This is a genomic window from Flavobacterium salilacus subsp. salilacus (genome assembly GCF_004634195.1).
Taxonomy (GTDB): Bacteria; Bacteroidota; Bacteroidia; order Flavobacteriales; family Flavobacteriaceae; genus Flavobacterium; species Flavobacterium salilacus.
Genome location: NZ_SKBP01000013.1, coordinates 20,540 through 38,250 on the forward strand (window position 1 = coordinate 20,540; position 17,711 = coordinate 38,250).

Sequence of the window (17,711 nt, forward strand, 5' to 3'; positions counted from 1 at the left end):
TGAGGTTGGCAACGGCAAATAAATCGCCCATGCGCTCGTTTGCCTTTCAAAGAGATAATCATTATAAACCCATACAACCTGCCGAGTTATTTCACCCGGCAGGTTGTATTTTTCAGATTACTTTTTCAGTTTCGCTATTACAGTATCTTCATATTTAGCCTTAAGCGGCAAAATCTCTTTGGTAACCTCGTTTGGCACTGTCATAGAGAGTACATAATGCTTTATTTTCCATTCGTTGCCCTCCTTTTCCAAAACGCCCGAACCTCGACATACCTTCATCCAGGTATCCAAAAGTTCGTCAAACCAAGCCGTTTTACCGTCTTTACTAAAATAAATATTACGCTCAAGAGTTTTAAAATCCCATGCTTTGCCTTTATCAAAATGCGGTTTGGCAAAAATGGCAAAAGCCTTTTTATCCCAATTCTCTTTGGCATCCGTACCAATAAAATAACCATCATCGGCTATTTTGCTAAAATAACCAGTATAGTCGGCATTTGCAGCAGCAACGTGCCAGTCGTTTAACAGCGCATTAATAATCTCTTTCTCATTTTCGGCAGTAACGGCAGGTTTTGTATTTATAAAAGCATTGCAAGCAACAATTGCAAGAGATAAAAAAAGAAACAGCTTTTTCATTTGGATAGAGTTTTGAGACCAATATACAAATAAGCTGTCTATTTTTAACCTGTCATAATATAGCCGATAAACTAAGAAAGCATTTCGCCGTGTTGCGAAATATCCAGCCCCTGCTCTTCCGCCTCTTCCGAAACACGAAGCGGAATAAACAAGTTGGTAAATTTATACAACAGCATTGCCCCGAAGAAAGAGAATACAGCCACCAATATAAGTGCCAGCATGTGATGCCCGAAAACACCCCAACCGCCATGCAGCAGGCTGGCATTTTCGCCTTCGGCAAAAACAGCGGTTAGTATCATCCCCATAATACCGCCCACACCGTGGCAGGCAAAAACATCAAGTGTATCGTCAATACGTTTAAGGCTTTTCCAGTGCATCATAACGTTAGATACTATAGCGGCGGCAAACCCGAAAAACATACTTTTTGGGACAGATACAAAACCCGCAGCGGGGGTAATTGCCACAAGCCCTACCACAGCACCTATGCACGCCCCCATAGCCGATACTTTACGACCGTTGAGCCTGTCGAAAAATACCCATGTAAGCATCGCCGCAGCCGAAGCAATAGTAGTAGTGGCAAAAGCCATAGCACTGGTATGATTGGCAGCCAGTGCCGAACCTGCATTAAAACCAAACCACCCGAACCAAAGCATGCCTGTACCCAGCAGTACAAAAGGTATATTGGTAGGAATATGCTCTACATTTTTGCGTTTACCCAATACCAGTACACCTGCAATAGCAGCAAAACCGGCACTCATGTGTACTACAGTACCGCCTGCAAAATCTTTAACACCAAAGTAACTGCCCAGCAGTCCGTTGGGATGCCACACCATGTGGCATAACGGGGCATATATTACTATAGAGAAAAGACATATAAATAACAGGAATGATATAAACCTGATACGCTCGGCAAGTGCACCCGTAATAATGGCGGGTGTAATTACGGCAAACTTCATTTGGAAAAGGGCGAAGAGTATAAACGGAATGGTGCTTGCCATTTGTGCATGCGGGTGCTCATCTACAGAATCGAAAAAAGCAAAATCGAGAGGGTTGCCTATAATGCCGTAATATGTACCGTCGATAGTAATGCCTATGGGACTGCCAAATGACAAACTGAAACCAACGGTTACCCACAGCATACTGATTACCCCAAGGCAGATAAAACTCTTTAGCATGGTAGAAATAACATTTTTTTTACCTACCATACCGCCGTAAAAAAACGAAAGACCAGGGGTCATGAGCAGTACAAGGCACGAAGCAGTAAGTAACCACGCTACATCGGCGGGTACAATAGTGTCGGTACTGTTAAACTCGTTAGAAGCAGTTACGGAGGTATGCTCCCAAAATAACCCTGTTAAGCAAACGGCAGCTGTAATAATAAAGGCTATTATCCAGCGTTTTTCTATTTTTTTACTCATAACCCCTATTTTTATAGGGGTAAAAATATAAAATTATATTTATATGTGATTGTTTGTGTTTAAAATTTAGGGGTTGATTGTGTTTTTGATAACTTCTTCAACGCATTCGCTTAAGTTTTTCTTTATGTCATTGCTCCAAAAACGAAGCACCTTCCAGCCGTTAACTAAAAGGTGCTCATTTACCTCTTTATCTCTCTGTATATTACGAGTTATTTTCTTTTCCCAAAACTCAGCATTTGTAACAGGTTTTTTTCGTGTTTCCCAATCTTTGCCATGAAAAAATTCGCTATCTACAAATACCGCAACTTTATATTTTTTAAAAGTAAAATCAGGTTTACCAAAAACTGTTTTGTCATTTTTTCTATACCGTAATCCCACCTTCCACATGGCTTTGCCCAGAGCAATCTCCTCTTTACTACCTGTGCTTTTTACGGCAGCCATATTTTTAGAGCGTTGTTCGGGAGTGTGGCGATCCATTAAAAATTTAATACTTTTTTTGCTTTATCTAATGTAATCACTTGATTACTTTTTATGACTTTTACTGTGGGAGGTTCTGAAAATTTATATTCTTTTAAACTCTTGATTAAATCATTAAATTCATCACTTGTTGCTACAATAACATTGTCAAGTCCTATTACGTCTCCCGATTTTATTTTTGCTTTTACACTTAGGGCTTCTGAGGGTTCTAAAGTTATTAAATAGCTTAGAGCTTTTCTGTGGACATATTTTAATGCGATAGCTTCTAAATCTGCTTGTTTATATCTTTCTCTTAAACTTGTTTTTGCAGAAATACATATTGGTCCTCTTTCGTCTGTATAAAACATTAAGTCATATATTACATTTGGTACAAATGCTACTTTTGCACTAATGTAAACAGGCAACATTTTTTCACGTATAAACAGGGTTGCTAATATATATTCAAATATTTTTCCATTTTGGTTATTAGATAAGTTACCGGACTCTTTATATATATTCCAACAATGAGATATATATTCTGAAGGAGTATTATATTTTATGCTTAAAAAGTCTGGAAATAAACTTTCAAATATTTGTCCGGTTTTATTTCCCAGACCTACGGTTATTCCTAATTGATTTAACACACTCATATTTCAAGTTTTTTTATTATTTCTTTTGCAGTCGCTTGTATTGCCGGAACTGCAACTGAGTTTCCAAACTGTTTGTAAGCCGATGCATCTGCAACGGGAATAATAAAGCTGTCAGGGAAACCTTGAAGTCTCGCCCACTCACGGGGTGTCATTTTTCTTATCCCTTCTCTGTTTACTTCACCTTTTATGTGGGTTGTTGGTGTAAAGTCTGTAATTCGATGGTCAAGAACTAAATTTCTTTCTCTGCCCATTCCTCCTACAACAATAGCATTTGCGATACCATTATCAGGAATAATAGTATAACCAAAACCATTGCCTTTACTCTCATGCCTTGCTTTATGGTTATATAATGTTTGAAGGTATTGTGTTGAAAGGTAATATTTAGTAGGAACAGCTTTTTCCTCTTTTATTTTGGAAAAAGAAACCTTTTCGCCTGTTGGTTCAGGGTATTTAAATTCATTTATGTCTAAATCGTTTCTGAAACCGACAATAAAAATTCTCTCACGATTTTGTGGTACACCAAAATCTTTAGCATTCAAAATTTTAGGTTCAGGAACATAATATCCTAAATCATTTCTCAGCACGTTAAGAATGGTTGCTAATGTTTTGCCTCCATTATGATTTCTTAATCCTTTTACATTTTCAAGGAAAACAGCTTTTGGTTTTTTTCTCTTTATAATTTCAGCAACGTCAAAAAACAAAGTTCCTCTGGTGTCTTCAAATCCTCCACGCTTTCCTGCAATAGAAAAAGCCTGACATGGAAACCCTGCACATAATACATCAAAATCATCAGGAATATAACTTTTTGTTTCTTCTTTAGTTATATCTCCAAAGGGCACTTCGCCAAAATTTGCTCTGTATGTCTTTTGCGCATTAATATCCCATTCGGATGTAAATACACATTTACCACCCAAATTTTGAAGAGCAAGCCTAAATCCTCCTATCCCTGCAAATAAATCAATGAATTTAAAAGTATAGTTTTCCGGTGTGGGGAAAGGCACATTTTCCACCTCAAACAAAAGTTTTTGTATTGCAGCCTCACGAACCAGATTTAGTCCTTCTTCTTCATTTTTATAAGTAACAAGTCTATTTATATGTTTTTCCGCATCTTTTTTATAATGCTTGGCTGCACCATTTTTTATATTGTGCAGGTAATGTGTCGTTACAGCTTTGCTGTTATCTTCGGATTCAACAAATCTTATCTTAAACTTTTTTCCGTCAAGCTCAGTTATTGATAGTTCCTCTTTCATCGTTTAAAAATCTTGTCGTTAAAAAAAGTTGGAAAATCTATATCAAGATTTATAATGATTTTTTCTATTATCTTGATTGATACATTTCTTTTTCCCTTTTCTATATCTGAGATATAGTTTCTGTCTACATTAGATATATTAGCCAGATGTTCAATGGAATAGCCTTTTTCTTCGCGAAGCGCTTTAACTTTTAATCCAAATTTTTCTTTGATATCCATATTTTTTAAAATTATCGTTGTGCCTACAATTGACCCGCCTACAATTGACAGCATAAAAATTTATTTTTCAACATTTATTTTTTACGTTAGGGCAGTTCTTTGTTTTGAAATCTTCAAAAAAATTTACTTCTATTGTATATAAAGACAATGGTTAATGATTTTGATACTTTTTTAGTCTAAAAACTATTTTTCCTTTATTTTTACCGCGCAGAAATACATTTTCTGTAAAAACACGTTAAAAAAACACAATACCAAAAAAAAGAGAAGCCCTATGTTTAAATCCCGCTACATCAACTTTTTTGCATTTATCATCATTTCCGTTACGGCAGTTTTATATTTAATAAATTTTGTTTTTGATGTAAAATCAGAAAGCGGTATAGTAGAAAACCACACAATACCTGAGGGAGTATTAACTTTTTTCCGTTGGGCATCGGTTTTTGGGTTGATACTGTATGGTATTAAAAAGAGGAGTCTTACCACCTGGATATTAGTCTGCCTTGTTATAGGTGCTACCGTAGGGTATGATTTTCCTGATGTGGCGGTTAACCTGCGTGTACTGAGCAAGATATTCCTTAAAATGATTAAAACCATAGTAGGTCCGCTTATTTTTGCTACACTGGTATATGGTATTGCAGGACACTCGGATATTAAGCAGGTGGGGCGTATGGGCTGGAAATCGTTACTGTACTTTGAGGTAGTAACCACAATAGCTTTATTTATAGGTGTTGCAGCTATTAACCTGTTTCCTGTAGGTATGGGCATAGAGGCTCCGGCAGCAATGCACGAGCAAATTACGGCTGCCAAACCACAAACATGGCAGGACATTATACTGCATATATTTCCTGAAAACATAGCCAAGTCGATGGCTGAGGGCGAAGTACTGCAAATAGTGGTATTTAGTGTAATATTTGGCATAGGTCTTATTATGGTTCCCGAAAAGAAACGTAAACCAATGGTTGATTTTACCCAGAGTTTATCGGAGGTTATGTTTAAGTTTACCAATATTGTAATGTACTTTGCACCTATTGGTGTGGGGGCTGCTATGGCATATACCGTGGGGCATATGGGGCTGGGCATACTGCAGAATCTTTTCGGATTATTATTTTTACTTTATGGGGCATTAATAGCATTTACACTTTTGGTGCTGTTGCCTATTGCGCTTATTGCGCGTATTCCGCTTATGCCGTTTATAAGAGCTATAAAACAACCGGTATCTATTGCTTTTGCTACAACAAGCTCGGAGGCGGCACTGCCACGTGCTATGGAGGCTATGGAAAGCATAGGAGTTCCGCGTAAAGTAGTATCGTTTGTAATGCCTATGGGCTACAGCTTTAACCTCGACGGTACTACGTTATACCTTTCGCTTGCCAGTATTTTTGTGGCGCAGGCAGCGGGGATAGATCTCAGCCTTGGCGAACAGCTTATTATGGTATTTACGCTTATGGTAACCAGTAAAGGTGTGGCGGGTATTCCGCGTGCATCGCTGGTAATACTTATGGGTACGGCGGCATCGTTTAACCTGCCTGTGTGGCCTATTATGGCAATATTGGGTATAGATGAGCTTATGGATATGGCACGTACCTCTATAAACGTTATTGGTAACTGTCTTGCTTCGGCATTTATTGCTAAGTGGGAAGGCGAGTTTGACCCTAATAAAGAGGGTGGCGAAGAGGTGTTTGAAGCTGAACCTCAGAAATCGTAAATCATATTTTTTAAAATTTATAAATCCTGCTGACATACTGTTGTCATTGCCCGTAAATAATTTTGGTGTAGAAATATAAACCACTAAAATTATTTATATCATGGAAAACAATGTAGCAACATCAAGTACAGTTACGGTAATTACTCCCGAAATTTTATTAAAACACTGGCAGGGGCATCGTGCGCTTACCCGCAGGGTGATAGATGCTTTTCCCGAAAAAGAATTGTTTAATTACTCTGTAGGGGGGATGCGTCCTTTTGCACAGCTTGCTATGGAAATGATTGATTTGGCAGGACCGGGCATGCAGGGTTTTGTAACGAACGAATGGGAAAAAATTGAAGAGTTGCCCCACCACACGGGCGAGGGTATGCCTGAAACGAAAGCCGACTTATTGGCACTTTGGGACGAAATTACCCGCGTGATAGACAGCTTGTGGGCTGAGCTCACGCCCCAACGTTTTGCTGAAACGGTAGTGGCTTTCGGGCAGTATGAAAGCCCTGTTTACAGTACCTTACTCTACTTTATAGATAATGAAATACACCACCGAGGGCAGGGCTATGTATATTTACGCGCTCTGGATATAGAGCCTCCGTTTTTCTGGGAGCGATAAGAAACATATTACATATTTGAATTTAAAATTTTGATTATTTTCTCATATTTTTTAAAAATAACGATATTTTTTTAACATATAATTATTGAATTGTTATAAAGACAGGAAAAATTTTAGTATATCTTAAGAAATGTATGGTGATAGCTTCTTTATATTTGTAAACAAGAAACATAATTGAAGAAACTATTTACTTTTTGTCTTTGTTGGCTGTTTTATTGTAAACAAGCCGACACAGACAACATTTTCTATTACTATGCTAAAAACAATAAACAAGTTTAGGAAGATCGTTATGTGCGGACTTACCAAAAATGTGGGTAACAGTGGCTTTGAAGGCAAAAAGATGCTTAATAAGGATGAGGTAAAGCGTGTTTTAATATGCCGACCTAACCACCGATTGGGCAACATGCTACTGATAACACCGCTTGTACAGGAGGTAGAGCGTACTTTTCCTGATTGTAAAATCGATTTGTTTGTAAAGGGAAATTTAGCACCCATTATATTCAGCAACTATACCAGCATAGATCGCATTATAAAACTGCCTAAAAAACATTTTAAGGAATTGTTTCGATATATTGGCGAATGGATAGCCATTAAAAAAACGAGGTATGATATTGTAATTAATGTGAACAAAAATTCCTCATCAGGAAGGCTTTCTACCAAAGCAGCCCGAGGATATTATAAGTTTTTTGGAGATGTTGAGGAAAGTTATACTGCCAAATACTCTGATTATTGCCATATCGCTAAGTACCCGGTGTATAATTTTAGGTACTACCTGTCAATACTGGGTATAACAGAGCGTGAAAATGCCGAAATCCCCATACTTAATCTTAAACTGAGTGAAACGGAACTGTTTGAAGGGAAACGGACATTAGCCGAACTGGTAAAAGATGACCGGAAAACCATCAGTATTTTTACTTATGCTACGGGAAATAAATGTTACTCTAAAGAGTGGTGGGAAGATTTTTATACAACACTGCAAGAACGCTATGCAGATGAGTATAATATTGTCGAGATTTTACCTGTAGAGAATGTTTCTCAGATAGATTTTAAAGCACCTTCGTTTTACAGTAAAGATATTCGGGAAATTGCGGCGGTTATAGCCAATACGGCTTTTTTTATAGGCGCAGATAGTGGCATGATGCATTTGGCAAGTGCATCGCAAACTCCTACGGTAGGGTTGTTTTCAATTACCAAAGCAAATGTATATACTCCTTATAATGAAAGCAGTACATCGATTAATACCAATAAATTATGTACAAACCGCTGTATGATTGTATTGGATAAAATTGTGAGAAGTAATTAATTGTTTTTAAAAAACAGGTCTTTTTTATGGGAAAGGTTATTTTTTTTCGTTAAATTTAAAAGGTAATCATACCTTGAAAATGTTTAGCGATAAAAAAATACTACTTGCTGATGATCACAGCGTTGTTCGTCGGGGTACCGGGCTTATATTAAAAGAAATTTTTATACATACTGAGATTATCCATGCCGATAGCTTCGATGCCGTCCTGTCGGTATTAACAAATCAGCAAATCGATTTGCTCATACTGGATATTAACCTTCCGGGGGGCAATACTCCTGCTATGGTAAAAAAGGCAAAAATGATACAGCCGTCACTCGGAATACTTATTTTTTCGGCTTTCGACGAGGAGCAGTATGCATTGCGCTACCTGAATTCCGGTGCAGACGGTTACCTGAACAAGTTAACATCTGAAGATAAGATCATGACTGCCGCTACATCCATATTGCAGGGCGAGCGTTATATAAGTGAAAAAATTAAGGAGAAGATGCTCGAAAACATTTATGGAAGGACTCCTGAAAATCCTTTGGAAAAACTATCTAACAGGGAGTTAGAAATAGTAACCCTTTATGCTCAGGGCGAAGGCAACCTTGAGATTGCCAATAAACTCAATATACAAACGTCCACAGTAAGCACATATAAAAACCGTATTTTTGATAAGCTGGGCGTAAATAATATTGTTTCGCTGGTAGAGCAGTATAAAATTTACAGTTAAACGGTTAGGATGTAATTGTAAGGATAACCTCTGTTCCTTTTCCTTTAACAGATTTTATTTTCATTGTTATGCCCATTATAACAATTAGTTCCGCAATGATAAGTAAGCCCATACCGCTTTTTTCCTTATCATCACCATTTCCGCTTATGAGTTTGTTATAGTGGTCAAGCTGTACTGCCGACATTCCTTTTCCGGTATCTTTAATAGATAGTGCAACAGTGTTTTCTGTTTTGGTTACTGCAAATGTTATTGTACCTCCGGTAGTGTTTTTAAGAGCATTGTCCAACAGGTTGTGCAGCACTATAGCAAGCAGATGCCTGTTTGGTGTAACCGTTATTGTTTCATCAATAGTATTTATTACTACCGTATTATGCGATTTGGCAATGTTTTTAAAGAAGGTTATTTTTTCCCTCACAAGTTTATGCAAGTGGTAAGGTTCTGCATTAGTATTGTTATCAGCAGTTTTAGTATATTCTAAAAAATTATCGACAAAATGATACAATTGTGAAGATGATGTATATATCGATTCAACATCTTCTTTAATCGCGCTGTCGCTATCACTTAAGTTGTTATATACATAACGCCCTGTTATAGCCATATACTTTAAAGGGCTTTTAATATCGTGCGTAATGTTTTTTATCAGCTTTTTGTGATTTTCATTTTGCCGACTCAACGTTTCCTTAGTTTCTCTCAGGGTTTTTATGGTGGTGCTCAGTTGTGTTGTGCGCACGGCTATTTGTTGCTCCAACAGTCGGTTTTTATATCGTATATAACCCAAACGGATTTTAAAAAACAAGATTACAGCCAATACTGAAGCTATGACAACTATAACAGTAAACCACGTAGTTTGCCAAAAGGCAGGCTGTATTGAAAAAGAGATGTTTTTGTATAAATATTCTGATTGAAACCCCGATAACTTTCGTGCTTTAAGTTGGTATTTCCCGGGAGGTAATGTAGAGAAAGAAACATAGTTTTCTGTTATTCCTGTCCAGTCCTGCGTTACGGGTCCGATTAGTTTCACCTCAATATACTGGTTGTCTTTATTACCGTAATAGGGGCTTGATATAAAAAAATTTATACGCTCAAAATTTCTGTTCAGCATCAGGTTATCGGTACTATAGGTTGTACCGTCAACCTGTGCTTCATCAATAAAAATAGTATTATCAGGGTGGTTTAGTATAATGTTGTCAGGGTCAAAATATACTATTCCTTCCATCGAAGGAAAATAGACGGTTTGATTGTTAAGGTACACACCGCAAGGCTCGCACCCACCATTAAATTCGTTGGTAGTAAAGCCGTTATCTTTATTATAGTGATAGTAATAAATACCATCTTTTTTACCCGAAGCATAATCATACAAATCCTGTTTATTTATACAGAACAAGCCCCTGTTGGTTGTAACCCAAAAAAAGCCTTTTTTGTCTTCAATAATACAGTGTGCAGTAAGTATATAGTTATTTTTATCGGTAGGAAAATTAACAATCTTTCCGTTTTTGTAAAGAAAAAGCCCTTTTTTGTAGGTAGCAATCCATAGCTCATGTATGGATGTACTATACATGTTTCTGATATATGCGTTTTTAAATTCGGGAATTTCGGTAACCTCTTTTTTCTTAATGTTTATTTTCAGCAGGGTACCGCGAGAGCCTACCCAAAGCTCATCCTCAGTCATGCTATATATACATTTAGGACCATTGCTAAACTCCATGTATAGCTTTGGACTACAGTTTGGAGCATCAGGATCGGCAACATACAGCGCTCCGGGTTCTTCCCCTTCATAAGGGTAGGCAGTGCCTATCCATATTTTCCCGTCTTTTGCTTTGGTAAGCGTTGCTATCCTGTTTCCCAGTGTCCAGGTATCATAGTTTTTATAACCCGATTCTTTTTTATACCGGTATAAGTAAATATACATTTTTACCCATATATCGCCATTATTATCCGTAACTATTGCATATTTATCACTTCCGTTACCAATATCCACATTGCCTGTGTGCTTGCCGTTTTCAAAAATATCTCCACTACTCGACAGTATTTTGTTTTTATGATAGTCGGTAATTCCATAATACACACCATCCAGGCCTCTTTTATGTTTCAGGGGTGATGTCATTTGTTTAAAATCCTGCTTTTTTACCACCATTAAGCCCTTGTTATGGCTGCCTAAATACAGTGCATTGTTTTTCGCATCGAAGTAAATAGCTTTGATATTGTTTTTAGCATCAAAATTATCATATAAAAGGGTAGTGGTTAGTTTATCATTTTTAACTTCTATCAGATACACGTTTTTACCCGATACCAAGAAAACCTGTTCTACCGGCTCATTTGTATAAATGCTGTATTTTCCGGTAATATGAGAATCAAATTTTTTATGCACTGTTTTACTTCCCGTAAACTCAATATAACCATTGTCGTTTTCGATAAGGTATAACTTTCCCGAAAGGGTAAAAAATTGCGATGAGTCTTTTACAGTATAGGCAAACTGTTTCTTAAGTTTATTATTATCGGTAAACAGCCTTATACTGTCGTTGTCTATAACATACCTGTTGCCTCCTGAAGATACTGTGAAAATTTCTCTTGGCATAGCGTGGTGTAACGACGGTATAATTTGCAGGTTGTCTTTGATATAATCTTTTTTTGTCTTTCTTAAAAAATTATAGGTCGAGTTGTCTTTCACCACCATTCGTTTCCGAATCAAAAAGTATTGATGCAGCTCGTTTCTGATTACCAGACTGTCCTTTTTTACATTACCGCCAAACATGTACATCCTGTCAGATTTTATACCCGGTATGGTAGAGGAGTCATAAATTTTAAAATTCTCTCCGTCAAAACGTACCAGCCCGCTTTCGGTAGAAAGCCATATAAAGCCATACATATCCTTAACGATACTCTTTACTGTATTTTGCGGTAAATGATTGTTATCGGCAGAATACCATGTAACAAAATAAGAAGTATCTTGAGTGTAGCATTTACTTATGCCGAGAAGATATACTATCAACACTATTTTTTTTACAATCTGCATTTGTTATAGGCTATAAAACATTTACCTAAAATATATAAAATAAAGCCAACAATCCTGTTTTTGTAGAATTAATTCTACAAAAACAGGATTGCTTTTCATGCCTTAAATATAAATTCAGTAATTATATTTGCATTGTATAAAGAGAGGTAAAACGTTTTAGATCTTTTTATACCAAAAAAACAATAATTTTTTGCCCCCCAATTAGCCTTATTGTTATTTAGAGGTTTAGAAACCGGAAAAGATGTGTACGTAATCGTTACACATCTTTCCTTTTTTAGACCTACTCTTAAATTTGTTACCCCTATAACATTCAAATAAAAACCCGCTATACTAAATGTATAGCGGGTTTTGTAGCCTCGCCAAGAATCGAACTTGGATCAAAAGTTTAGGAAACTCCCATTCTATCCGTTGAACTACGAGGCTGTAATTTTAGAGATGCAAAGATACTGCTTTTTTAGTTCTTCGCAAATTAATAACAAGCACTCGTTTGGTATCTATTGCGCCATACTTTCAAGATGTTCCAGCATATCCGAAGTCATGCTTTTCAGGTCAAAATAATGTTTCCAGTTCCAATCTTTTCGTGCATAGCTGTCGTCTATACTTTGCGGCCAGCTATCCGCTATTTTCTGTCTGAAATCAGGCTCATAGTTTATGGTAAAATCAGGGATATGTTGTTGTATGGTTTCGGCAATTTCCTTAGGAGTAAAATCCATAGCCGAAAGGTTGTAGGACGAACGTATTTTTATCTGCTCTGATGGAGCTTGCATAATTTCGATAGTAGCGCGTATAGCATCATCCATATACATCATGGGCAGGCGGGTATCTTCCGACAGGAAACAGGTATAAGTACCGTCCTGAAGCGCCTTGTGATAAATATCCACAGCATAATCGGTAGTACCACCTCCCGGCAGGGTTGACCAGCTTATAAGACCCGGATAGCGAATGCTGCGAACATCTACACCATATTTATTGTGGTAATATTCACACCATCTTTCGCCCGATTGTTTAGAGATACCATATACCGTAGAAGGTTCCATAACCGTATATTGCGGTGTGTTTTGCTTAGGCGTGGTAGATCCGAAAACTGCAATACTCGAAGGCCAGAATATTTTTTTAATCTTTCCTTCTTTAGCAAGATTAAGCACATGAAAAAGCGAATTCATATTCAAATCCCAAGCAAAGGCGGGGTTTTTCTCGGCAGTTGCCGATAACAACGCTGCCATCAGGTAAATTTCTTCAACATTATACTTTTCAACCACGTTGGCTATTTGGTCAAAATCAAGAGCATTTACCACTTCAAAGGGTCCTGACTGTATAAACTCAGTATCACATTCCGCTATGTCCGATGCAATAACATTATCTTTACCATAAAGGTTTCTTAACTTTTTGGTTAGTTCAGTGCCTATCTGACCACAAGCCCCGATAATTAAAATGGTACTCATTGTTTGTTGTTTATGATGCAAAGATACTATTTTAAGATTATGAAATATATTGTTTAACACCTTCATTGTAACAAAAATTTATCATATTGTGATTTTTAGGTTCGGGTTGGTAGCGTATTCTTAAAATAACAGCGTTTAGGATATCTGATAAGCAGACACTCAGTATATTTTAATTTTTAATAAACAGCACATTGGTCTAACATTTGTAAATTTGTGGCTCAATACAGTAATATGAAATATACCTTTTTTATTATAACTGCTCTTTTGAGTTTTACCATCATATCATGTGAGGATGATGAAAAACAAAGAATTGCCGAAACACGTAAAGCCGAACAACGGAATGACTCTATACTAAAAGTAGTAAGCAGTAACTGGAAGTTTGATGTACCACCACCCACACAAAAAGTAAAGGAGCGCATTAAAGACTGGAACGAATGGGAGCGTTTTATGCACGAGCTTTCGCAAAAACCAACAGGAACTTTAACGGCTTACAGACAAAAGGCGGAAAATCTTATTAATAAGGTTACAGAGGTACAAACAACCATTCCGCCGCTTTTTAATAAACCTCAGGTGCGCGGTCGTCTTGCGGTACTCGACACTAAGGTCAAATCATTATATACCTATATAACCCTCGATATAGTGCAATGCGATAAAGTATTACCATTAATTGATGAGATAACCGAAGAAACCATTGCACTGCAAAAGCAGTTTGACGAAATAGTACGCATTAGCGAAATACCAAAAGAAATGGGTGAAGAGGAAATGCTTCGTGCCCGTGATACTGCACGAATGGCAAATCCGGAAAATATTCCGCAACCATCAATAACACCCCCGGTAAAAGATGCCCCGCCCGCCAGTACCGATGTGCCTAACAGGCAGAGGCAACCAATTAAAACCAACAAACTGAAACCTGCAAATTGAAACCCGAAGTAACAACGATATACCAAGAGTCGGCTAAAGTAAAACAAATTGCTGCTGCGCTTCAAAAGCGCGAAAACAAGTTGCATATTAAGGGGCTTATAGGCTCGTCATTATCATTTATTATCAACCCTCTTTTTCAGGAAGCGGAACTTCCGTTCCTGCTTGTTTTTAAAGATAAAGAAGAAGCTGCTTACTACCTTAACGACCTCGAAAAACTGATAGGTGAGCAGGATGTACTGTTTTATCCCGGTTCCTATCGCCGTCCCTATCAAATAGAAGAAACCGATAATGCCAACGTGTTATTGCGTGCCGAAGTACTTAACCGTATCAACTCGCGCAAAAAGCCCGCCATTATAGTATCGTACACCGAAGCGCTTTTTGAAAAAGTAGTAACCCGAAAGGAACTTGACAAGAACACCCTGAAAGTAGCGGTAGGCGACCGGGTGAGTATCGATTTTATTAACGAAGTGTTGTTTGAATACGAATTTCGCCGTGTCGATTTTGTTACCGAACCCGGAGAGTTTTCCGTGCGAGGCGGTATTGTGGATGTATTCTCCTTTAGTAACGATAACCCTTATCGTATCGAGTTTTTTGGTAACGAGGTAGATAGTATCCGTACGTTTGATGTAGAAACCCAGTTGTCGCTGGAAAAGAATAAAAAAATAACCGTTATCCCGAATGTAGAGAACAAATTTTTGCAGGAAAACAGGCAGAGTTTTTTAGAGTACATTAATGAAAGAACCGTTCTTTTTATTCAAAATACCGAAGTTATGCTGGAGCAGCTCGACCTTTTGTATGGCAAGGCTGTAGAGGCTTTTGGAAAGCTCTCTGAAGATATAAAACACGCAGCTCCGGAAGAGTTATTTCTTAATCAGGCATCGTTCCTGAAAAAAGCATCAGACTTTACCATAGTAGAGCTTGCCACAAAGCCGCTTTTTAAAACCGATACTACTTTCGAGTTTCATATACAGCCACAGCCTTCATTCAACAAGCAATTCGATTTGCTGCTCAACAACCTGAACGATAACCATGCTAACGGTTATAAGAACTATATATTTTGCTCGAACGAAGCACAGGCAGCCCGTTTTCATGATATTTTTGAAAGCATTGACGAAGAAAATCATGAAGACATCCGTAAGCAGTATAAAACTATTGTTTTCCCTATTTATGAAGGTTTTATAGATGAGGAAAATCAAATAGCCTGTTATACCGACCACCAAATTTTTGAACGCTACCACCGCTTTAACATCAAGAACGGTTACTCTAAAAAGCAGACCATTACACTAAAGGAGCTCAACTCATTATCAGTAGGCGATTATGTTACGCATATTGATCATGGTATTGGTAAATTCGGCGGATTACAAAAAATAGAAGTAGAAGGTAAAAAACAGGAAGCCATAAAACTGGTATATGCCGATAATGATATTGTATATGTAAGCATACATTCGCTGCACAAAATATCAAAATATAACGGTAAAGACGGTACGCCACCCAAGATATACAAACTGGGCAGCAGTGCATGGAAAACCTTAAAGCAAAAAACAAAGGCAAGGGTTAAAAACATAGCCTTTAACCTCATTCAGCTTTATGCTAAGCGCAGGCTCGAAAAAGGATATAAATATGCGCCGGACAGCTACATGCAGGCAGAGCTGGAATCATCTTTTATATATGAAGATACGCCCGACCAGGTTACGGCAACCCGCGATGTAAAAGCCGATATGGAAAGCGAACGCCCTATGGACAGGCTGGTATGTGGCGATGTGGGCTTTGGTAAAACCGAAGTTGCCATTCGTGCAGCCTTTAAGGCGGTAGATAACGGCAAGCAGGTAGCCATACTTGTGCCAACTACCATACTGGCATTTCAGCATTATAAAACGTTTAGCGAACGGCTTAAAGATATGCCGGTAACGATTAATTACCTTAACCGTTTCCGTACGGCAAAGCAAAAAGCAGAAACCCTGAAAGACCTTGCCGAAGGTAAACTTGACATTATTATTGGTACACACCAACTTACCAGTAAAAATGTAGTATTTAAAAATTTAGGACTGCTGATAGTTGATGAAGAACAAAAATTTGGCGTAAACGTAAAAGACAAACTGAAAACTATAGCAGCAAATGTAGATACGCTTACGCTTACCGCCACGCCCATACCCAGAACATTACAGTTTTCGCTTATGGCAGCACGCGACCTATCGGTAATAACCACGCCACCGCCCAACCGTTACCCGATAGAGAGCCACGTAGTGGGCTTTAACGAAGAAATTATTCGCGATGCCATATCGTATGAGATACAGCGTGGCGGGCAGGTGTTTTTTGTAAATAACCGAATTGAAAACATCAAGGAAGTTGCCGGGATGATACAACGCTTGGTGCCCGGTGCAAAGGTGGGAGTAGGGCACGGGCAAATGGATGGCAAGAAGCTGGAAGAACTGATGCTTGCCTTTATGGATGGCGAGTTTGATGTACTGGTAGCCACCACCATTATAGAGAGCGGGCTGGATGTGCCCAATGCCAATACTATTTTTATAAATAATGCCAATAACTTCGGGCTAAGTGACCTGCACCAAATGCGCGGTCGTGTGGGCAGGAGCAACAAAAAAGCCTTTTGTTATTTTATAGCACCGCCCTATAGTGCCATGACTGAAGATGCCCGCAAACGCATACAGGCACTGGAGCAGTTTAGCGAATTGGGCAGTGGTTTTAATATTGCTATGAAAGACCTTGAGATACGCGGAGCAGGCGATTTATTGGGTGGTGAGCAAAGCGGTTTTATTAACGAGATAGGTTTTGAAACCTATCAAAAGATAATGAATGAAGCTATTGAAGAGCTGAAAGAAAATGAGTTTAAAGACTTATATGAAGAAGATACTGAAAAAGCTGTACAAAAGGAATATGTAAAAGAGATACAAATAGATACGGATTTTGAGTTGTTGTTCCCGGATGAATATATAAACAACATTACCGAAAGGCTTAACCTGTATAACGAGCTTAGCACGATAAAAACAGAGGAAGACTTACTAAAGTTTGAACAAAAACTGATTGACCGTTTTGGGGCTTTGCCAAAGCCCGCACTGGCATTACTTACCAGTATGCGCATTAAGTGGCTTGCCACCAAAATGGGTATTGAAAAACTGTTGCTGAAACAGGGTAAAATGATAGGCTATTTTGTAAGCGACCAGCAGAGCGAGTATTACCAGAGCGGTGCTTTTCACAAGGTATTACAGTTTGTACAAAAGAACCCTACGCTTACCCGTATGAAGGAAAAGCAAACTAAAAATGGACTTAGGCTGTTACTTACTTTTGATAATGTAAAAACACTACCTAAAGCATTACATTTATTGGAAATGGTTTTTGAAGAATAAATAAAAGCGCACTGAAAAATC

The 17,711-nt window shown here is 38.0% G+C and carries 14 protein-coding genes and 1 tRNA gene; 6 read left to right on the top strand and 9 right to left on the bottom strand.

Annotation, left to right across the window (positions count from 1 at the left end; genetic code table 11):
* Positions 1-117: 117 nt before the first annotated feature.
* The 6 genes from E0W68_RS12940 to E0W68_RS12965 all read right to left on the bottom strand — a co-directional run bounded on the left by E0W68_RS12940 (position 118) and on the right by E0W68_RS12965 (position 4,679).
* Positions 118-633: a nuclear transport factor 2 family protein gene (locus tag E0W68_RS12940; protein ID WP_135219864.1), complete on the bottom strand. Its 516-nt coding sequence runs from the start codon at positions 631-633 to the stop codon at positions 118-120.
* Between the two features lie 71 nt (positions 634-704).
* Positions 705-2,051 (bottom strand): ammonium transporter, encoded by a 1,347-nt coding sequence (locus E0W68_RS12945; protein WP_135219865.1) that lies wholly within the window; start codon positions 2,049-2,051, stop codon positions 705-707.
* Between the two features lie 66 nt (positions 2,052-2,117).
* Positions 2,118-2,528, bottom strand: a complete 411-nt coding sequence (locus E0W68_RS12950; protein WP_135219866.1) for a very short patch repair endonuclease — start codon at positions 2,526-2,528, stop codon at positions 2,118-2,120.
* A complete protein-coding gene (locus E0W68_RS12955; RefSeq protein WP_135219867.1) occupies positions 2,528-3,157 on the bottom strand; it encodes a PDDEXK family nuclease in 630 nt (209 codons plus the stop codon). The genes E0W68_RS12950 and E0W68_RS12955 overlap by 1 nt, the downstream gene beginning before the upstream one ends.
* Entirely contained in the window at positions 3,154-4,407 is a 1,254-nt protein-coding gene (locus E0W68_RS12960; protein ID WP_135219868.1) for a DNA cytosine methyltransferase, read from the bottom strand. The genes E0W68_RS12955 and E0W68_RS12960 overlap by 4 nt, the downstream gene beginning before the upstream one ends.
* Positions 4,404-4,679: a helix-turn-helix domain-containing protein gene (locus tag E0W68_RS12965; RefSeq protein WP_225990376.1), complete on the bottom strand. Its 276-nt coding sequence runs from the start codon at positions 4,677-4,679 to the stop codon at positions 4,404-4,406. Before E0W68_RS12965 ends, E0W68_RS12960 begins: the two co-directional genes overlap by 4 nt.
* 217 nt (positions 4,680-4,896) lie before the next feature.
* On the opposite strand from E0W68_RS12965, the gene E0W68_RS12970 reads away from it, so the two are divergent.
* The 4 genes from E0W68_RS12970 (at position 4,897) to E0W68_RS12985 (ending at position 8,952) form a co-directional block, all read left to right on the top strand.
* A complete protein-coding gene (locus E0W68_RS12970) occupies positions 4,897-6,327 on the top strand; it encodes a dicarboxylate/amino acid:cation symporter (protein WP_135219869.1) in 1,431 nt (476 codons plus the stop codon).
* Between the two features lie 100 nt (positions 6,328-6,427).
* On the top strand, positions 6,428-6,937 hold the full coding sequence (locus E0W68_RS12975) for a DinB family protein (RefSeq protein WP_135219870.1): 510 nt from the start codon (positions 6,428-6,430) through the stop codon (positions 6,935-6,937).
* 253 nt (positions 6,938-7,190) lie between these two features.
* The gene (locus E0W68_RS12980; RefSeq protein WP_225990377.1) at positions 7,191-8,240 is read left to right on the top strand and encodes a glycosyltransferase family 9 protein; all 1,050 of its coding nucleotides are present in this window, start codon (positions 7,191-7,193) and stop codon (positions 8,238-8,240) included.
* A gap of 79 nt (positions 8,241-8,319) precedes the next feature.
* Positions 8,320-8,952 (top strand): response regulator, encoded by a 633-nt coding sequence (locus tag E0W68_RS12985; protein ID WP_135219872.1) that lies wholly within the window; start codon positions 8,320-8,322, stop codon positions 8,950-8,952.
* Between the two features lie 4 nt (positions 8,953-8,956).
* Here E0W68_RS12985 and E0W68_RS12990 read toward each other — a convergent pair whose 3' ends face one another.
* The 3 genes from E0W68_RS12990 to E0W68_RS13000 form a co-directional block, all read right to left on the bottom strand.
* Positions 8,957-11,965, bottom strand: a complete 3,009-nt coding sequence (locus tag E0W68_RS12990) for a sensor histidine kinase (RefSeq protein WP_135219873.1) — start codon at positions 11,963-11,965, stop codon at positions 8,957-8,959.
* 351 nt (positions 11,966-12,316) lie between these two features.
* Positions 12,317-12,388, bottom strand: a tRNA-Arg gene (locus E0W68_RS12995).
* A 71-nt stretch (positions 12,389-12,459) separates the two neighbouring features.
* Positions 12,460-13,407 (bottom strand): L-threonine 3-dehydrogenase, encoded by a 948-nt coding sequence (locus tag E0W68_RS13000; RefSeq protein WP_135219874.1) that lies wholly within the window; start codon positions 13,405-13,407, stop codon positions 12,460-12,462.
* A gap of 231 nt (positions 13,408-13,638) precedes the next feature.
* Between E0W68_RS13000 and E0W68_RS13005 the strand changes: the two genes are divergently transcribed.
* Complete coding sequence (locus E0W68_RS13005) at positions 13,639-14,328, top strand: hypothetical protein (protein WP_135219875.1); 690 nt, start codon at positions 13,639-13,641, stop codon at positions 14,326-14,328.
* The gene (mfd, locus tag E0W68_RS13010; protein ID WP_135219876.1) at positions 14,325-17,690 is read left to right on the top strand and encodes a transcription-repair coupling factor; all 3,366 of its coding nucleotides are present in this window, start codon (positions 14,325-14,327) and stop codon (positions 17,688-17,690) included. The genes E0W68_RS13005 and mfd overlap by 4 nt, the downstream gene beginning before the upstream one ends.
* Positions 17,691-17,711: the final 21 nt, after the last annotated feature.